The organism is Shewanella aquimarina (assembly GCF_023349185.1).
Lineage (GTDB): Bacteria > Pseudomonadota > Gammaproteobacteria > Enterobacterales > Shewanellaceae > Shewanella > Shewanella aquimarina.
The window spans coordinates 413,335-429,868 of the sequence record NZ_JAKIKY010000003.1 but is presented as its reverse complement, the minus strand read 5'-3'; the positions used below and the strand labels follow the sequence as shown (position 1 = coordinate 429,868).

Sequence of the window (16,534 nt, the reverse complement as noted above, 5' to 3'; positions counted from 1 at the left end):
CCCAAGACTAGCGGGGAGCAAGCTCCCCGTGTACGGGTGATCAAGATGATTTACGAACCCGTAAATACCACTCAGACAGGAGTCTGACCTGTTTCTTGGTGTAGCCTTTCTCCATCATGCGATTAACAAAGTCGTCGTGTTTACGCTGGTCGTCTGTAGAGGTCTTGGTGTTGAAGGAGATGACCGGCAGAAGATCTTCCGTGTTGGAGAACATCTTCTTCTCGATCACTGTGCGTAGCTTCTCATAGCTGGTCCATAGTGGATTTGAGCCCTCGTTGTTGGCCCTGGCACGCAGCACGAAGTTAACTATCTCGTTGCGGAAGTCTTTCGGGTTACTGATCCCCGCTGGCTTCTCTATCTTCTCCAACTCGGCATTGAGGGCGGCGCGATCGAACAGCTGGCCTGTCTCTGGATCCCGATACTCCTGATCCTGGATCCAGAAGTCGGCATAGGTGACATAACGGTCGAAGATATTCTGGCCATATTCCGAATAGGATTCCAGATAGGCGGTCTGGATCTCTTTACCGATAAACTCGATATATTTAGGGGTGAGATAACCTTTTAAAAACTCCATGTAACGCTCAGCCGTTTCGGCAGGGAACTGTTCCTGTTCGATCTGACGTTCTAGCACATAGAAGAGGTGCACAGGATTGGCGGCGATCTCGCTATGGTCGAAGTTAAACACCTTTGAGAGGATCTTAAAGGCGAAACGGGTCGATAGCCCCTGCATCCCCTCATCGACGCCGGCATAGTCGCGATATTCTTGATAAGACTTGGCCTTGGGATCGGTATCTTTGAGGCTCTCACCATCATAGACCCGCATCTTAGAGTAGATAGAAGAGTTTTCTGGCGCCTTGATACGCGACAGTACGCTAAACTGCGCCAGCGTCTCCAGGGTATAGGGCGCACATGGTGCCTGAGCCAACTCTGAGTTGGTCAGCAGTTTCTCGTAGATCTGTATCTCTTCAGATACTCGCAGGCAGTAGGGCACTTTGACTATGTAGACCCTATCCAGGAAGGCTTCGTTAGTCTTGTTGTTTCTAAAGCTGGTCCACTCCGACTCGTTGGAGTGAGCCAATATGATGCCGTTGAAGGGCAGGGCCGACAGGCCTTCTGTACCGTTGTAGTTGCCTTCTTGGGTGGCGGTCAGCAGGGGGTGCAGCACCTTGATCGGCGCCTTAAACATCTCGACGAACTCCATCAAGCCCTGGTTAGCACGGCACAGGGCGCCAGAGTAAGAGTAGGCATCGGCGTCATGCTGGGCGTAGTGCTCGAGCTGACGTATGTCGACCTTACCCACCAGAGAGGAGATATCCTGGTTGTTCTCATCGCCGGGTTCTGTCTTGGCGATCCCCACCTGATCTAGGATGGCGGGGAAGACCTTAACCACCTTGAACTGGGAGATATCGCCGCCAAACTCATGCAGGCGTTTTACCGCCCAGGGCGACATGATGGTCTTTAGGTAGCGCTCTGGGATATTGTACTCGCGCTTAAGCAGCTCTCCATCTTCCTCTGGATTAAACAGGCAGAAGGGGTGGTCGTTGACCGGGCTGCGTTCCCCTTTGGCGCTCAAGACATAGATGGGAACGTGTTGCATCAGCGACTTGAGCTTCTCGGCCAGAGATGACTTACCACCGCCCACAGGGCCGAGCAGATAAAGGATCTGTTTAGATTCTTCCAGCCCCTGAGCCGAGTGCTTGAGGTAGGCGACGATCTGCTCGATCGCGTCTTCCATACCATAGAAGTCTTTAAAGGCGGGATAGCGAGAGATAAGTCTGTTGGAGAAGATGCGGCTGAGCACAGGATCTTTAGAGGTGTCTATGACCTCTGGCTTGCCGATGGCGGTCAGCAAACGCTCGGCCGCCGATGCGTAGGCGATCCTGTCTTCTTTACAGATAGCCAGGAACTCTTGTAGCGAATATTCTTCGTCTAGTTTTTTTTCATAGCGCTGTTGATAATGCTCGAAAATGCCCATGTTCCACCCCCTGAAAAGCCAACGATATGTCTTAAGGGACAACTGAAAATCAGTGACCTACTACTAATAATAGTCTGTAAACGAGATCTGCGTATCAAAAAAGATAATAAAAACAATGACAAACAGTTGCAAATGCAATAGTTGCAACTGTTGCGGATGATTTGTGTGGGTTTGTGTGTAACCTTTTTAGGGGGCTAGCTCTTCCTCGGATACAAAGCAAACACAGGTATCTAAAATGCGTATTAGATAGCGGAAGTTCTGAGTCGTTGGCGGGTTTTATCTCACCGTAAACATGGCCGTATTTGCAAAGATGTACTGTTTCTTAGGCAATAAAAAAGGAGCCGAGAGGCTCCTTTTACACTGGGTCGAAAGATTAAGCAGCGAAGTTGCTGTTAACGAATTCCCAGTTAACCAGGTTCCAGAACGCTGCCATGTAGTCAGGACGAACGTTACGGTAATCGATGTAGTAAGCGTGCTCCCAAACATCAACAGTCAGAAGGGGGGTAACACCTTCTTCAGTCAGTGGGGTTGCAGCGTTGCTAGTGTTTACGATGGCCAGGCTACCGTCAGCCTTCTTCACTAACCAAGTCCAGGCGCTACCGAAGTTGTTAACGGCTGCATCGGTGAACTGTGCCTTGAATGCATCGAAAGAACCGAAGGCTGCGTCGATAGCTGCGGCGATGTCGCCAGTAGCTGCGCCGCCAGCGTTAGGCGCTAGACAGTTCCAGTAGAAAGTGTGGTTCCAGATTTGAGCTGCGTTGTTGAAGATGCCGCCAGTAGAAGTCTTAACGATCTCTTCTAGGCTTTTCTCGGCAAGTTCAGTACCTTCAACAAGACCATTTAGTTTCACTACATAAGTGTTGTGATGCTTACCATAGTGGTACTCGATGGTTTCCTGGGAAATATGGGGCTCGAGTGCGTTCTTCGCATAAGGCAGTGCTGGTAATTCAAAAGCCATGTTTTTTCTCCATTGACATTCAATTGTCTTTTTAGGTTTGCTCACAGATGCACATTCTACCTCATAAAGTTGTGATGTGAATCATTGTTTGTTTGATTTTTTCGATTAATTCAATCGGTATCCTAACTCAGTGAATAACCCTGAAAAAAGTAGGTTTTCGTTATCTGTGAACCTAGCGTACAATAGACTAAATTTGTTGACGTAGCTTTGCTGCAAAATTTAGGAAAGAAGATGGACACAAACGAAACTGTAGAAAAAATCAAACAGCAAATTGCTGAAAATCCTATCATCGTATATATGAAAGGGTCTCCTAAGCTACCTAGCTGTGGATTTTCTTCGCAAGTGGCGCAGATCATGATTAACTGCGGTGCTCAATTTGCCTATGTTGATATTTTGCAGCATCCCGATATCCGTGCCGAGCTGCCTAAATACGCGAACTGGCCTACTTTCCCACAGCTTTGGGTTGAAGGCGAGCTGATCGGCGGTTGCGACATCCTGACCGAAATGTACCAGAAGGGTGAGCTACAAACCCTGATCGCCGATACGGCGGCAAAATATGCAGATCAAGAGGGTGAGGCTTAATCACTGCTAAGGCCTAGCCATAGCGTCAATTAATCTCAGTCAGATTGATATGTAAAAAAGCCCTTCGCATGAAGGGCTTTTTTATGGCTGTTTGGAAGTCTTTAGGCGACTTCCTGCTCCTGATTGGCGTGAACCTCAGGCAGCAAGAGGTTCATGGTGATGGCTACTATGCCACATAGGCTTATACCTGTGAGGCTGAAAGAGCCGATACCAAATGCCATGCCGCCGATACCAAACACCAGGGTGACACCCACGATGCAGAGGTTTCTTGGCTCGCTGAGATCGACGTGATTCTTAATCAGCGAATTAAGGCCGACGGCGGCGATCGAACCGAACAACAGACACATGATGCCGCCCATCACAGGCACGGGAATGGTCTGCATGAGGGCGCCGAGCTTGCCGATAAAGGCCAGCAAGATGGCGGTGATGGCGGTCCAGGTCATAATGGCTGGATTAAAGGCCTTGGTCAGGGTCACTGCGCCAGTCACCTCAGAGTAGGTGGTGTTTGGCGGTCCACCGAGTGCCGATGCGGCAATGGTAGCGATGCCGTCACCGCTCAGGGTGCGATGCAGGCCGGGCTTCTTCATATAGTCTTTGCCGGTGACGTTAGAGATCGCCAGGATATCGCCGATATGTTCGACGGCCGGGGCGATGGCAACGGGTATCATGAAGGCGATGGCATGCCAGTTAAACTCAGGCGCCACAAAGTTTGGCATGGCCAGCCAGCTTGCCTGGGCAACCGGGGAAAAATCTACCACACCGAAGAAGAGGCTGAGGCCATAACCGACTATGATGCCCGCCAAAATCGGCATCAGCTTAACGATACCCTTGGCAAAGATCGCCACTGTGATAGTGGTCAGCAGTGAGGCGAGCGAGATTAGCAGCGCATGTTCGGCGTCGACCAATACCAGGGCGCCATCACCACTCTTGCCCAGGGCCATGTTCACGGCGACCGGTGCCAGACCAAGACCGATCACTATGATCACCGGGCCGACGACAACCGGCGGTAGAAGGCGCTTGATGAAGGCATCGCCTCTAAATTTAACTAAGGTCGCCAGTATCAGATACACGCATCCAGCCGCCATCAGGCCACCCATGGTCGCGGGAATGCCCCAGGTCTGTACACCGTAGAGGATGGGAGCGATGAAGGCGAAGGAGGAGGCGAGAAAGATGGGGACTTGGCGTTTGGTCACGAGCTGAAAGAGCAAGGTGCCTATGCCGGCGGTAAAGAGGGCGACGTTGGTATCGAGCCCGGTTAACAGCGGCATCAATACTAAGGCGCCAAAGGCGACAAATAGCATCTGCGCGCCCTGTAGGGGGATTGCTAAACGTTTCATTGTTATTCTCTTTTTATGGCTAAACCGCACAATGTTAACGTCTTGCTAGCATATTTGCACTTATCTTGATCACATTCTCCGGCCTGCCTCGTCAATGGCGGGCAAAAAAGCGAATTTGCCCCTATTTGCAGACAGGCATGGTCAAGGCTTATGTGTTACACTGCCGCCATTGTATTCGTGAATAGATATAGATACGGATGTTTAAGAGTTTTTTATCTGTGATGCTTGCCGGTGCGCTTTGCGCCGCGAGCCTTAATGTAGCGGCCGTCGAGGTGACCGAGCTGGATAGAAGTGCGATTAAGATCGCCGACCGTAGCCAGCAGGTGAAGAATCAGGCGCTACGCCAGGCGATGGAAGAGGTGGTGTTGAAAAATACCGGCGATCGCATGGCCCTTAGCGAACCCCTGGTGGCTCAGGCGATAGCTCAGCCTACCGCCTATATTCGCCAGTTCGGATATCTGGAGCAGGGTGGCGAGCAGTATCTGCAGGCCTCGTTCGACCATAGCAAGATCATCAGTCTGTTGCGTGAGGCTAAGTTACCCGTGTGGGGCAAGCAACGACCACTAACACTCTTGTGGTTGGCCCAGGAAAATGAAGGCAAGCGTGAGCTACTCAATGACGCCTCAATGTTGGAGAGCCGTAGCCAGATTGCCAACCTCTCTCAGACCCGTGGCGTTCCTATGTTGTTGCCTATGATGGATCTGGATGATGCCATGGCCATCAGTGTCACCGATGTGCGCGGCATGTTTGCCGATACCGTGGCTAAGGCCAGTCAGCGTTATGGCAGTGACTATTTTGCCATGGTGTCACTGGACACTTTGCCCGACGAACTGGTGAATATTCAGCTCGCCCTCTATCCGACAAGCAGCGATCAGCCTTTATTTAACCCTTTGAGCACGCTGTCGACCCAGGTGAAGGGGATGGATGTGGCAGTCTCGGAGATCTTTGGGGCGATCAGTCAATACTATGTGGCACGTTATGCCATCGCCGATAGCGGTGAGGCCAACAGTACCCGGCTTACCTTTGTTGAGATCACCGACCGTCAGCAGCTGCTGGATATCGAGAAGTACCTGCATCAACTCAGCGCGGTTAAGTCAGTGTCGCTGACCAAGGTTCAGGGGATCAGCGCCGAGTTTTCTTTGGAGCTCTTCGGCAGCGAGGAAGATCTATATCGTTTGATCAGCCTGGAGCCCAAGATCCGCAGTATGGAGCCGGCAAACGGTTCGGCTCTGTTAGATAATCCCAATTTGTTAAACAGCCAGTCTGAATTGGGCGGCGATGAGATGGTGGATCCGTTATCATCGTCACAGACTCCGCGCCATGAGTATATTTGGCAAGGACGTTAAGGTAAGCTGGGCGCCTAATGGTAATAGGCTGAGTGCTAAATTAGGTCGCCCAGGCAATACACACATAAGATAAGATCGAGATCCCTATACGTGTCACCCCATTCTCCGGTACAACTTTCTTTACCCGTCTATCTGCCCGACGATGAGACCTTCAACAGTTATTATCCAGCGGCCGGCAATGACGAGCTGATCCAGAGCTTACAGGCATGTGCCGAAGGGCGAGCCGACAAGGCGGTATATCTGTGGGGGCCGGTCAAAGCCGGGCGTACCCACCTGATGCACGCCACCTGTGCCAGAGCCAATGAGCTCAATCGCAGCAGCTTCTATCTGCCACTGGGTATTCATGCCAGTATCTCTACCGAGCTGTTAGAGGGGCTGGAACAGTTGGATCTCGTTTGTATAGATGATATCGATGCCATAGCCGGACATCCCCTGTGGGAAGAGGCGCTATTCGATCTCTATAACCGGGTGGCTGAGCACAAGCGCTGCGCCCTGGTGGTGAGTGCCAGTGCAACGGCCAGCGATGCGGGATTTGCCTTGCCGGATCTGGTGTCTCGCATGCAGTGGGGGCTGACCTATCAGCTGCAACCTATGGCCGATGAGGAAAAGCTGGCCGCGCTGCAACGCCGTGCGGCGATGCGTGGATTGCAGTTACCGGAAGATGTGGGCCGTTTCCTGCTCAATCGGTTGGCGCGGGATCTGCGTACCCTCTTCGACGTGCTCGACCGCTTGGATAAGGCTTCTCTGGTGCATCAGCGTAAGTTAACCATTCCCTTCGTGAAAGAGATGCTGCGCTTGTAGCACTTGTTTCGCTGCCGGGGTAAAGAATCACTGAAGATTACCCATAAAAAAGGCACCTTAAGGTGCCTTTTTCGGTATCTGTGTATGCTATTTCTTTCGCTTCTTCAGTCCAAGCCCTAATTCCCGGCCGCGGATACGTGCGTAGAAGGGCAGAGTGAACATCAGGAGGGTCAGCAGCGCTACCTCACAGATGGCGAAGACCAGCGCCGTCTCGGTGACATAGAGCAAGGTCAGTCCATGCAACATGTAGAGGCAGATGATGAAGCTCGCCCAGGCGTAGGTGTAGGGTTGGCCGGTCAAGATCCCCTTAAGCGGTGCCAGCAGGGGCAAGATCCACAGCAGGCTGAAGATCATTGAGTATTGACCAGTCAATCCTTGATTGCCGAACCAGGCGGTCATCATCAGTAGCAGTGCCACATAGGCGGCGCGGCTAATTTGAAACAGTGTCTTTGAGCTCATATGAACTTTCAGCCTTAAAGAATGGCGAGTACGTTTTCTGGGGGTCTACCGATCGCAGCCTTACCGTTAGCCAGTACGATAGGACGCTCGATAAGCTTAGGGGTGTCGACCATGGCCTGGATAAGTGCCTCATCATCGGTGACTGCGGCCAGGTTTTGCGCCTTGTATTCCTCTTCCTTGGTGCGCATCAGCTCACGTGGCGCCAGGCCGAGTTTATCTAGGATGCTGCGGATCTCTACCTTAGTCAGCGGCGTCTTGAGGTACTCGATTACTTGGATGTCGCAGGCTTTCTCTTCAAGCAACGCCAGGGTCTGGCGGCTTTTAGAGCAACGAGGGTTATGAATTATGCTTACTTGCGTCATGGCAGTTCTATCCATATCTAGAAATTTGCTGTCATTCTACTGCAAAATGTGAGCCGAGTCACAGGGCCTTGGCTCACCTTTATTGGTTTAAAGCAGTTTGTGATTGCTTTAGAGCAGTTCGAGTTGCTTCTTAGATTGCTTGAACTGGCGGATCCTGGCCTCAATTTTTGCCAGCTGCAGCGGATTTTTCTCCGACAAACGGTAGGCAAAGTTGAGCTGATCGATGGCGCCATCATAGTCGGCGGCCAGCGCCATGGTCTCCGCCTTGGCAAAATGCTCCATGGCACGGTTGCCGGTCTGCTTATAGGCGTCGCTCAGCAGCTGTAGCGGCAGCTGATTCTGCTTATCCAGGAAGATCATATCCTCCAGCAGGGGAATGGCCTGCTTCGCTTGACCGCTCTCGATCAGCGCATTGGCCAGGTTGATATTGATCACCTGAGAGGTGGGCTTTAGCTTACGCTCTCGTGTGAGTAGATCGATCGCCTGTTGGTGTTCATGCCTTTCAAGCAAGAGATCTGTCTTAGTATCGATATAAAACAGGTTGTTGGGATCCTTAGCGAGTAGCTGGTCTATGATGACCTCAGATTCCTTGGCCTTGTCTGCACGCAGCAGGGCAAGTGCCTTACCGTACAGGGCCGCCTCCTCAAACTCGTAGCTGTGCTTCCTGATCTGGTCGTTAAACAGGGCGAGCGCCGCCTCTTCGCTGTAACTGGAGAAGCGCACCTGAATACGCGCCTTGGCCAGCTGAAAATCCAGGTTATCGGGCACATATCTGTGGGGATATTGCGCCGCCCGGTTTCTGGCCTCTGCGATACGTGATTCTGGTAGCGGGTGGGTCAGCAACATCTGTGGCGGCTTGGTGGTAAAGCGGTAGCGAGTGGCTAGCTTGGAAAAGAAGTCTGCCGCGCCGTTAGGATCGAACCCCGCGTCCACCAGGATCTGCATGCCGATACGGTCTGCCTCCTTCTCGTGTAGGCGGGTGTAGTTGATCTGTGCCTGAGTCGCCAGTGCCTGAGTGGTCGCCATGGCGGCCATCCCCACCTGAGGTGCGGCAATGGTGAGCAAAATTGCGCCGAGCAGGCCCGCGATAGTTGCGGGAGAACTCTTCTGCTGCGCCTCGAGAGAGCGCGCCAGGTGTCTCTGGGTCACGTGGGTGATCTCGTGGCCCAGTACCGAGGCTATCTGGCTCTCGTTATCGGCATTGAGGAACAATCCCGTATGCACGCCCACATGGCCGCCGAAGAAGGCGAAAGCGTTGATCTCATCGTTTCTTAGCAAGAAGAAATAGAAGGGAGTCTTCACGCCAGTCGCATGGGCCACCAGACGGTTACCCAGCTCGGTTAGGTATTGATTGAGCACAGGATCGTTAAGCATGGGCGCCGATGAGCGGATCACCCGCATATAGGCGTCGCCGTAACTGTTTTCCTTCTCCAGGCTAAAGGTGTTCACCGCCGCGGTGCCTAGATCCGGCAGATCATTATTGGCAAATCCTAAGGGGACGATAGAGAACAGGGCCATCGACAAGGCGCCGGCAACCAGGGATTTTGCTTTGTTAACTTTACTCAAACTTATCCTTAGCGATTATAGATAACTGGGTCTGTTTAGTTGGAACCACAGCAAGCTAATTAGTTCCGTTTGTCTGGCAGATGTGGCAAGCGAGTTGCTGCCATTGTTCGCTTGTGGTTTCACTGGAGACTTAGGATAATAGCCCGAGTTTGCCTTTAGCAAGATCATTATGACTTTTATTGACTTAACCCACTACCGATGTCCACTGGCCTTAGTTAAGCTAAAGATGGCTCTCAAGCAGTTGCCCGGTGGCGAAGTGCTGCGGGTACAGCTTAAAGACAGTGGTTCGCGCCAGGATGTGCCCAGGTTCCTTGAGAAGGCCAACTGGCAATATGTTGAAATACATAATGATGCTGAGCTCTTGGAGCTGTCGATAACGCGAGGCGATTAGTTTTTACCTGAGTAAGGTACCTTAGTCAGGTTTAGGTATCGGGCCAGGTTAGGCTAGGTAAAGAGAGACCCACAGGCGCCGATTAATTATTTTTCATGATGCTCGATATTGCAGAGCCTATATTACAAGGCCTATGTGACAAACTTTATGTTGCAAGCCTTGCATTGTAAATCCAATCTTGCCTGCTTAAGGTGGCCCATTGGGCACCTGTTTACAGGGCGGCAGATCTTGGTTTCTAAATTAGGAAGAGTAGATGTTTTCATTCATTACCAATTGGTATAAAGAGAGATTTAGTGATCCCCAAGCGGTGACCCTGATGCTGATTTTGCTGGGGATCGCCCTGACCATCTATTTTGCAGGCGGACTATTGGCTCCCTTGCTGGTCGCCCTGGTGCTGGCATTTCTGCTCGAATGGCCGGTCGCCCAGATGGTCAAGATAGGCATCAATCGCACCACAGGCGCCTCTCTGGTACTTGTGCTATTTGTTGGGGTGATGCTGCTGATCACCTTCGGCCTAGTGCCCAGCATCTGGCGCCAGGGGGTAGCCCTGGTGACGGATCTGCCGACCATGTTGGATAAGGGGTTAATCACCCTCAAAGGGTTAGTCGATCAGTATCCGCAATTCTTAAGTGTGGAGCAGCTCGATGCCTCTGTCGGCGAGCTTAAGAAGTTGCTGGATACCCAGCACATACTGGATCTGGGTAAACAGTTGATCGGTTACTCTGCCTCGCTGTTGGTACTCATGGTCTACGCCATCTTGGTGCCCCTGTTGGTGTTCTTCTTCCTCAAGGATAAAGATGAGCTGATCCGGGGGAGTAAGCGTTTCATCCCCGCCAACCGCGACCTGGCCCGTAAGGTATGGCTGGAGATGAATCAGCAGATCTTTAACTACATTCGCGGCAAGGTGATTGAGATTGTGATCATCGGCGCCGCCAGTTATATTTTCTTCGCCGTCATGGATCTGCGCTATGCAGCACTGCTCGGTGTGTTGACCGGCTTCTCCGTGTTAATCCCCTATGTGGGGGCGACGCTGGTGACCCTGCCGATCGCCCTGGTTGCCTTCTTCCAGTGGGGGATCAGCCCGGAATTTGGCTACCTGATGCTGGGATACGGCATCATTCAGGCGCTCGATGGTAACCTGCTGGTGCCCATCCTCTTCTCCGATGCGGTGGATCTGCACCCAGTGTTTATCATCGCGGCCGTCTTGGTTTTCGGTGGACTCTGGGGCGTCTGGGGGGTGTTCTTCGCCATTCCGCTTGCTTCCTTGGTGAAGGCGGTGGTTAACGCCTGGCCTAAGTCCGATAAACCTGAGGCCGAAACAGAGCAGGGCGCCGTCTAAACTCAATCGAAATCCTAAAGGAGCCATAAGGCTCCTTTTTTGTCACCGCATCTGCCCGCCAGTTTCCGCTATAGCCTGGCTTGCTATCTTAAAGCCTGGCTTGCTATCTTAAAGCCTGTTTTGCGGTTGCCGCCAGGGCGCGGTAGACCAGTGTGGTCTGTTTGGCCTTAATGTTCCAGTGCTGCCAGTAGAGGGGCACCTTCATGGTGCAGCCAGGGGCGATGAGCTTAAGCGCGCCGCTTTGCAGCAGCGGCTCGGCCTGTAGATGACCCACCAGGCCATAACCCATGCCGAGTAATATCGCCTCGAGAAAGCTCTCGGAAGAGGGGATCTGATGCTCCCGCCATTGCTCAGGTTCTATGGCAAAATGCTCCCCTAAGAATTTTTCATGCAGCTTATCTTTGGTGGAAAACACCACGGCCGGTGCCTGACGCAGGCGGCTCTGTGTCACGCCGCCTGTAAAGTAGTCTTCAATAAAGTCCTGGGTCGCGACGCACAGGTACTCCATCTGGCCAAGATATTCGCTTGAGCAACCGGCCAATGGCGCTTCTGTGGTCGTCACGCAGCCAACCGCCTCGCCGCTTTTGAGTAGATGGTGAGTGTAAGACTCATCATCGACAATCAGCTCCAGCAGCCAGCGGTGGCGCTTAAACAGCTCGGCGAGGGCCGGGAGAAACCAGGTGGCGAGACTGTCGGCATTGACGGCGATCTTCACCACGGTGGGCAGCGAAGGGTCATCGGCGTCTATCTCGGCGCTCAGCTCGCTCTCCAGCAAACTCACCTGAGCATAGTGTCTGAGCAGGCGTTTGCCCATAGGGGTCGCCTGTACCGGATTACTGCGAATAAGCAGGGTCTGGCCGACTCGCTCTTCCAGCGCCTTGATCCGCTGGGACACCGCCGATTGGGTGATAAACAGTGCCTTGGCGGCACGTTCGAAGCCGCCTTCGGCGATCACTACACTCAGGGCTTTCAGGTGGGCGTAATCCAGCATCGAAACATCCAAATTATCATTATAAGTTTGACTAATGATACATTAAATTTATTAGCTAGGTTTATTTTTAGAAGCTAGCTATGCTTGCGCCCTGAAATTAGTCGTGGTTCTTTTTGGAGTTTTCTCGTGCAAGCATTCATTCAGGGGATTGGGGTCGGTGGTAGCCTAATCATCGCCGTTGGGGCGCAAAATGCCTTCGTATTGAAACAAGGGTTAAAGCGGGCCCATTCATTGCCTATCGCCGCACTGTGTTCTTTTATCGATGCCGTGATGATCACTGCAGGTGTGGCGGGCCTGGGACATTTGATTCTGGCCTTTCCTTTAATCAAGGATATCGCGAGCCTAGGTGGGGCGGCCTTCCTGCTGGTCTATGGCGGACGGGCCTTACAGGCCTCTTTCCATGCACAAGGCCTGGATACCGAGTCGACTCAGGGGGCTGATACGCTGAGGGCTGCACTGTTAACGACCCTGGGGATCAGCCTGCTTAACCCGCATCTGTATCTGGATACCGTGGTGTTGCTGGGTAGCATCAGTACCCAGTTTGAGCAGGAGGACAGGCATCTGTTTGGCGCCGGCGCCGTACTGGCCTCTTTTGTGTGGTTCTTTGCCCTTAGCCTAGGCGCAAGGTACCTAAGCCCCTTGTTCAAGCGACCCAAGGCATGGTGTTACTTAGACAGGTTCATCTTCCTCACCATGTGGAGCATAGCTGCGGCGCTGTTGTGGCCCTATGTTAGCGCCTTCTTTGGTTGATATTTAGCTAGGCGAATACTTCTGAGCTAACTACTTAAATGAGCAAATACTTAAATGATTTAGTACAGTAATGAGTGAGTAGAGTATTGAGTTAGTACAGTGACGAGGTTAGCCAGACAGGTTAACTAATAATAAAAAAGCCGGCATTGCCGGCTTTTTTGTCGAAAATGAGCGTGTGCTAGCTATTTTCCTGAATATAATTCAAGACAACCTCATGGTGGTCTTTGGTCTTAAACTTATTAAACACATGGGCCACCTTACCGTCTTGACCTATCAGGAAGCTGAGGCGGTGAATGCCGTCATAGATCTTACCCATAAATTTCTTCTCACCCCAGACACCGAAGGCGTCGGCAACGCTATGATCTTCATCGCTGAGCAGGCTGAAATTCAGCTCATGCTTATCGGCGAAGCGGGCAAGCTTGGCCACTGGGTCCGGGCTGATGCCAAACACGGTGACCTTCTGAGTGTCTAGGTCTGGTTTGCTGTCTCTTAAGCCGCAGGCCTGCACAGTACAGCCGGGGGTCAGGGCCTTTGGATAAAAATAGACCAGTACAGGGCCCTGTTTGAGGGCATCGCTGAGGGAGACTGTCTCATCGGCCTGGTTTTGTAGGGTAAAGTTAGGCGCCATTTCGCCCTGGGTTAAGGTTTTCATAGGTCATCCTTAGGTTGTGTTTCGATACCCTGCATACGTTCGATATGGCAGCTTAGGTTCATCTCTTCGGCGAGGGCGGCGATATTTTGTTCGAGTTTTTCGATATCCACCTTCTCTGGCACATTGATGGTTAGGAAGACATTCTGCACCGGCTCGCCGTCTGATGTCTCTTCGGCATGGGAGCGCACGGCGGCCAGATCCAGTGAACGATCGGCCAGGAACTGGGTGATACGCTTCATGGTGCCACGCTGGTCCTTACCGTTAAAGGTCACTTCCAGGCGTGAAACATAGTTTGGCGGCGTATGCTGAGAGCAACGCTTCATTACCGTCAGCAGACCAAGTTCGACACTCAGGGCAGGGAGGCTGGCTTCCATCTTAGTGATCGATGCCCAGGCGCCTGAAATCATCATGATCAAGGTAAACTCACCACCAAAGAGGGCCATACGGCTATCGACGATATCGCAATCGCATTCGCTTGCGAGTCTGGCAAATTTACTGACGATACCAGGACGATCAGAACCCAGTGCGGTAACGACCAGATGATTGGACATGAAATTCCCCCATTGATTGGTAACTCGTTGTACAAATAAGCGTCGATTGACATTTTCGGCGTTTTTTAAGGAGGCTTATGCTATCACAAGTTATCAGTTTTGAGATCCCTGTCGTGATAAAGAGTCAAACATTTGACCTATGGGGAGCGGTGTTATCATTCTCTGTGATCTAGGGATACTTATGCTTGTTTTTACCTGTGAGCATCAGTACCATAGCCAGTCCTGAATCCTTGGGGAAATCACATGATAAACGGAAGCATCGTAGCCTTAATCACACCCATGAATCGTGATGGCTCAGTCGATTATGCAAGTCTCGAGAAGTTGGTTGAGTACCATATTGAACAGGGTACTGACGCCATCGTTGCCGTCGGCACGACCGGCGAGTCAGCCACTTTACCTCTTTCAGAACATATTGAAGTGGTTGCCCACACGGTAAAATTTGCCGCCGGACGCGTTCCTGTTATCGGTGGTAACGGCGCAAATGCCACCGCCGAAGCGATCGAGTTGACCAAGGCGCAGGCCAATCTTGGGGTGGCCGCCATGTTAGGCGTGACGCCTTACTATAACAAGCCGACACCTAAAGGCTTGGTGGCCCATTATCGCGCGGTCGCGGCCGCGACCGATATTCCACAAATTCTTTACAACGTGCCCGGCCGTACCTCGGTGGACATGTTGCCTGAAACCGTCGCCCAGTTGGTCGAGGTGCCAAACATCATAGGCCTAAAAGAGGCGACCGGCGATCTCAGCCGCGTGGCAAAGCTGCGTGAGCTTTGTGGTGATGACTTCATGCTCTATAGCGGTGATGACGCGACGGCTCGTGAGTTTCTGACCCTGGGTGGCAATGGCGTGATCTCTGTGGCGAATAACATAGTGCCTAAGCAGTTTAAGCTGATGTGCGACGCAGCCCTTAAGGGCGATCTCGAAGGTGCCCTCAAGGCTGAGGCGCCAATGAAAGCGCTGTTCGGCGCGCTCTTCTGTGAAGCCAATCCTATCCCTGTGAAATGGGCGGCGCACCGTATGGGCTTGATCAGTCAAGGACATATTCGCTTGCCATTAACGGAACTTTCCGAGCAATATCATGGTCTGTTGCTAGAAGCGATGAAGAATGCCGGAATAGAGGTTCAATAATTAGATGCTAAAGCAAGTTACTCCAATCCTACTGGTTGCCGCCGTAACGGCCTGCAGCACGCCTATCGACAGACGTCAGGCCAATGGCAATGACGAATATGCCACTGTGACGGCTGCGCCTAAACTGGTGATCCCAGAAGGGTTGAATCAGCCTAAATATAACACCGAATACGATATTCCAGAGGTTGGCAGCAAGGTCGATAGAACCTTAGTTGGCAAGAAACTCGATATTCGTCCACCGTTACAGGTACTGCCGATGGCAGAAGGTACCCATGTGGAAGAGTCTAGCGACAGCATCAAGATTGTGGTCGAGTCTATCGATAACGATATCGACCTGCGCAGCGAGCTGTTCGGCATCTTGGATGAATATTTTAGTCAGCACGAGATCAAGATCCTCAAAGAGGATAGAGAAACCGGTGTTATCGAAACTGATTGGATTGAAAATCAAGAGGTTATCGACTCATCTATGTGGGGTGCCGACGAGGTTTACTCGGTACGTCAACGCTATCGTTTCACCGTCAATGTGCGTCCACATGGCCGTAGCGGTAACCTTGCTATCGAATTGATTGATCACGAAGAGAGCTTCGATGGTAAGGCGCAGGATATCCTGCTGACCGGTGAAGATAAGCGTCGCTATACGGTTGATATGCTTAACAACACCATCGCCTACATGAGCGTGAAGCGTGCGAAGGCGATCAAGGCCAAGCGCCTGCGTGAGAGCTTGGGCATCGAGGTAGACTTGGTGAAGGCTCCAACTGTGGCCGAAGATGAGACGCCAGTGCAGAGCTACTGGTTGGCAGATGCCAGCTACAGCCGTACCTGGGATCGTCTGCGAATCGTATTGCCAGAGCTAGGCTTTGAAATCGTCGATATGGATAGCAACAAGGGGCTTTATTATATCAACGTGAGCGATGATTCAGGTTTCTGGAGTTCATTGTGGAGCGATAAGAAGCTGCCGATGGAAGAAGGGTCCTATCGCCTGCAAATTGAGCAAGATAAGCGTGATAATGCCAAGACTCGCATCTACCTGAAAGACAAGGAAGATGCTCCGGTGAGTAATGCTGTGGTCGAGACCGTATACGATGGCATGGCCGAGCTGATGAGTGAAGACCGCAAAGTCAGATAGACTCAGATAAGCTTATCCAAATAAAAAGAGGCCATGAGGCCTCTTTTTTGTTTCTCCTCTTCAGTCTAGCGCGCCATAAAGTGGCTGGAAGCATGCCGCTATTCGTTAGCCGTGCTTTCGCAGTCCTTTAAATACGCTTTGTGCGTAAGCGTTAGTCCCTCTGTGTTGGGCATCATGGAGCTATTCAGCCTGTTTCCCCCATCGTGTTCCTGCGGCCCGT

The 16,534-nt window shown here is 51.9% G+C and carries 17 protein-coding genes; 8 read left to right on the top strand and 9 right to left on the bottom strand.

Annotated features, from left to right (window positions below; translation table 11 throughout):
- Positions 1–40: 40 nt before the first annotated feature.
- Both L2731_RS06080 and sodB read right to left on the bottom strand, forming a co-directional pair.
- A complete protein-coding gene (locus L2731_RS06080; protein WP_041511368.1) occupies positions 41–1,975 on the bottom strand; it encodes a PrkA family serine protein kinase in 1,935 nt (644 codons plus the stop codon).
- 373 nt (positions 1,976–2,348) lie between these two features.
- A complete protein-coding gene (gene sodB / locus L2731_RS06075) occupies positions 2,349–2,933 on the bottom strand; it encodes a superoxide dismutase [Fe] (RefSeq protein ID WP_239850428.1) in 585 nt (194 codons plus the stop codon).
- Positions 2,934–3,164: 231 nt separating this feature from the next.
- Here sodB and L2731_RS06070 point away from each other — a divergent pair, with 231 nt between their 5' ends.
- Positions 3,165–3,515, top strand: coding sequence for a Grx4 family monothiol glutaredoxin (locus tag L2731_RS06070; RefSeq protein ID WP_011865633.1), 351 nt, complete (start codon positions 3,165–3,167; stop codon positions 3,513–3,515).
- A 101-nt stretch (positions 3,516–3,616) separates the two neighbouring features.
- Here the strand turns inward: L2731_RS06070 and L2731_RS06065 are convergent, their stop codons facing one another.
- The gene (locus L2731_RS06065; RefSeq protein ID WP_041511366.1) at positions 3,617–4,852 is read right to left on the bottom strand and encodes a uracil-xanthine permease family protein; all 1,236 of its coding nucleotides are present in this window, start codon (positions 4,850–4,852) and stop codon (positions 3,617–3,619) included.
- Between the two features lie 197 nt (positions 4,853–5,049).
- On the opposite strand from L2731_RS06065, the gene L2731_RS06060 reads away from it, so the two are divergent.
- Positions 5,050–6,198, top strand: coding sequence for a DUF2066 domain-containing protein (locus tag L2731_RS06060; protein WP_239850429.1), 1,149 nt, complete (start codon positions 5,050–5,052; stop codon positions 6,196–6,198).
- Between the two features lie 90 nt (positions 6,199–6,288).
- Positions 6,289–6,999 (top strand): DnaA inactivator Hda, encoded by a 711-nt coding sequence (gene hda, locus L2731_RS06055; protein ID WP_041511365.1) that lies wholly within the window; start codon positions 6,289–6,291, stop codon positions 6,997–6,999.
- 87 nt (positions 7,000–7,086) lie between these two features.
- On the opposite strand, the gene L2731_RS06050 is transcribed toward hda, so the two are convergent.
- From L2731_RS06050 to bepA, 3 genes are all read right to left on the bottom strand, one after another.
- Complete coding sequence (locus L2731_RS06050) at positions 7,087–7,458, bottom strand: DUF2069 domain-containing protein (RefSeq protein WP_239850430.1); 372 nt, start codon at positions 7,456–7,458, stop codon at positions 7,087–7,089.
- A 14-nt stretch (positions 7,459–7,472) separates the two neighbouring features.
- Positions 7,473–7,820 carry an arsenate reductase (glutaredoxin) gene (gene arsC, locus L2731_RS06045; protein WP_239850431.1) on the bottom strand — a complete coding sequence of 116 codons (348 nt, stop codon included), beginning with the start codon at positions 7,818–7,820 and terminating at the stop codon, positions 7,473–7,475.
- A gap of 108 nt (positions 7,821–7,928) precedes the next feature.
- On the bottom strand, positions 7,929–9,386 hold the full coding sequence (gene bepA / locus L2731_RS06040) for a beta-barrel assembly-enhancing protease (protein WP_462939099.1): 1,458 nt from the start codon (positions 9,384–9,386) through the stop codon (positions 7,929–7,931).
- 169 nt (positions 9,387–9,555) lie between these two features.
- Here bepA and L2731_RS06035 point away from each other — a divergent pair, with 169 nt between their 5' ends.
- A complete protein-coding gene (locus L2731_RS06035) occupies positions 9,556–9,777 on the top strand; it encodes a sulfurtransferase TusA family protein (protein ID WP_249252248.1) in 222 nt (73 codons plus the stop codon).
- A gap of 253 nt (positions 9,778–10,030) precedes the next feature.
- Positions 10,031–11,116, top strand: coding sequence for an AI-2E family transporter (locus L2731_RS06030; RefSeq protein ID WP_249252247.1), 1,086 nt, complete (start codon positions 10,031–10,033; stop codon positions 11,114–11,116).
- 103 nt (positions 11,117–11,219) lie between these two features.
- Here L2731_RS06030 and L2731_RS06025 read toward each other — a convergent pair whose 3' ends face one another.
- A complete protein-coding gene (locus L2731_RS06025) occupies positions 11,220–12,107 on the bottom strand; it encodes a LysR family transcriptional regulator ArgP (RefSeq protein WP_249252246.1) in 888 nt (295 codons plus the stop codon).
- 126 nt (positions 12,108–12,233) lie between these two features.
- Between L2731_RS06025 and L2731_RS06020 the strand changes: the two genes are divergently transcribed.
- The gene (locus L2731_RS06020; RefSeq protein ID WP_239850435.1) at positions 12,234–12,857 is read left to right on the top strand and encodes a LysE/ArgO family amino acid transporter; all 624 of its coding nucleotides are present in this window, start codon (positions 12,234–12,236) and stop codon (positions 12,855–12,857) included.
- Between the two features lie 178 nt (positions 12,858–13,035).
- Here the strand turns inward: L2731_RS06020 and bcp are convergent, their stop codons facing one another.
- A complete protein-coding gene (gene bcp, locus L2731_RS06015; RefSeq protein WP_239885863.1) occupies positions 13,036–13,509 on the bottom strand; it encodes a thioredoxin-dependent thiol peroxidase in 474 nt (157 codons plus the stop codon).
- Positions 13,506–14,060 (bottom strand): glycine cleavage system transcriptional repressor, encoded by a 555-nt coding sequence (locus tag L2731_RS06010; protein WP_041511358.1) that lies wholly within the window; start codon positions 14,058–14,060, stop codon positions 13,506–13,508. The genes bcp and L2731_RS06010 overlap by 4 nt, the downstream gene beginning before the upstream one ends.
- 243 nt (positions 14,061–14,303) lie before the next feature.
- Here L2731_RS06010 and dapA point away from each other — a divergent pair, with 243 nt between their 5' ends.
- The gene (gene dapA / locus L2731_RS06005; protein ID WP_239885861.1) at positions 14,304–15,188 is read left to right on the top strand and encodes a 4-hydroxy-tetrahydrodipicolinate synthase; all 885 of its coding nucleotides are present in this window, start codon (positions 14,304–14,306) and stop codon (positions 15,186–15,188) included.
- A 4-nt stretch (positions 15,189–15,192) separates the two neighbouring features.
- Positions 15,193–16,314, top strand: coding sequence for an NlpB/DapX family lipoprotein (bamC, locus tag L2731_RS06000; RefSeq protein WP_249252245.1), 1,122 nt, complete (start codon positions 15,193–15,195; stop codon positions 16,312–16,314).
- The last annotated feature ends 220 nt before the right edge of the window (positions 16,315–16,534 follow it).

Coding starts and splice junctions, on each gene's coding strand:
- L2731_RS06080 (WP_041511368.1), bottom strand. CDS start 1,975: ATGGGCATTTTCGAGCATTATCAACAGCGCTATGAAAAAAAACTAGAC.
- sodB (WP_239850428.1), bottom strand. CDS start 2,933: ATGGCTTTTGAATTACCAGCACTGCCTTATGCGAAGAACGCACTCGAG.
- L2731_RS06070 (WP_011865633.1), top strand. CDS start 3,165: ATGGACACAAACGAAACTGTAGAAAAAATCAAACAGCAAATTGCTGAA.
- L2731_RS06065 (WP_041511366.1), bottom strand. CDS start 4,852: ATGAAACGTTTAGCAATCCCCCTACAGGGCGCGCAGATGCTATTTGTC.
- L2731_RS06060 (WP_239850429.1), top strand. CDS start 5,050: ATGTTTAAGAGTTTTTTATCTGTGATGCTTGCCGGTGCGCTTTGCGCC.
- L2731_RS06050 (WP_239850430.1), bottom strand. CDS start 7,458: ATGAGCTCAAAGACACTGTTTCAAATTAGCCGCGCCGCCTATGTGGCA.
- arsC (WP_239850431.1), bottom strand. CDS start 7,820: ATGACGCAAGTAAGCATAATTCATAACCCTCGTTGCTCTAAAAGCCGC.
- L2731_RS06035 (WP_249252248.1), top strand. CDS start 9,556: ATGACTTTTATTGACTTAACCCACTACCGATGTCCACTGGCCTTAGTT.
- L2731_RS06030 (WP_249252247.1), top strand. CDS start 10,031: ATGTTTTCATTCATTACCAATTGGTATAAAGAGAGATTTAGTGATCCC.
- L2731_RS06025 (WP_249252246.1), bottom strand. CDS start 12,107: ATGCTGGATTACGCCCACCTGAAAGCCCTGAGTGTAGTGATCGCCGAA.
- bcp (WP_239885863.1), bottom strand. CDS start 13,509: ATGAAAACCTTAACCCAGGGCGAAATGGCGCCTAACTTTACCCTACAA.
- L2731_RS06010 (WP_041511358.1), bottom strand. CDS start 14,060: ATGTCCAATCATCTGGTCGTTACCGCACTGGGTTCTGATCGTCCTGGT.
- dapA (WP_239885861.1), top strand. CDS start 14,304: ATGATAAACGGAAGCATCGTAGCCTTAATCACACCCATGAATCGTGAT.
- bamC (WP_249252245.1), top strand. CDS start 15,193: ATGCTAAAGCAAGTTACTCCAATCCTACTGGTTGCCGCCGTAACGGCC.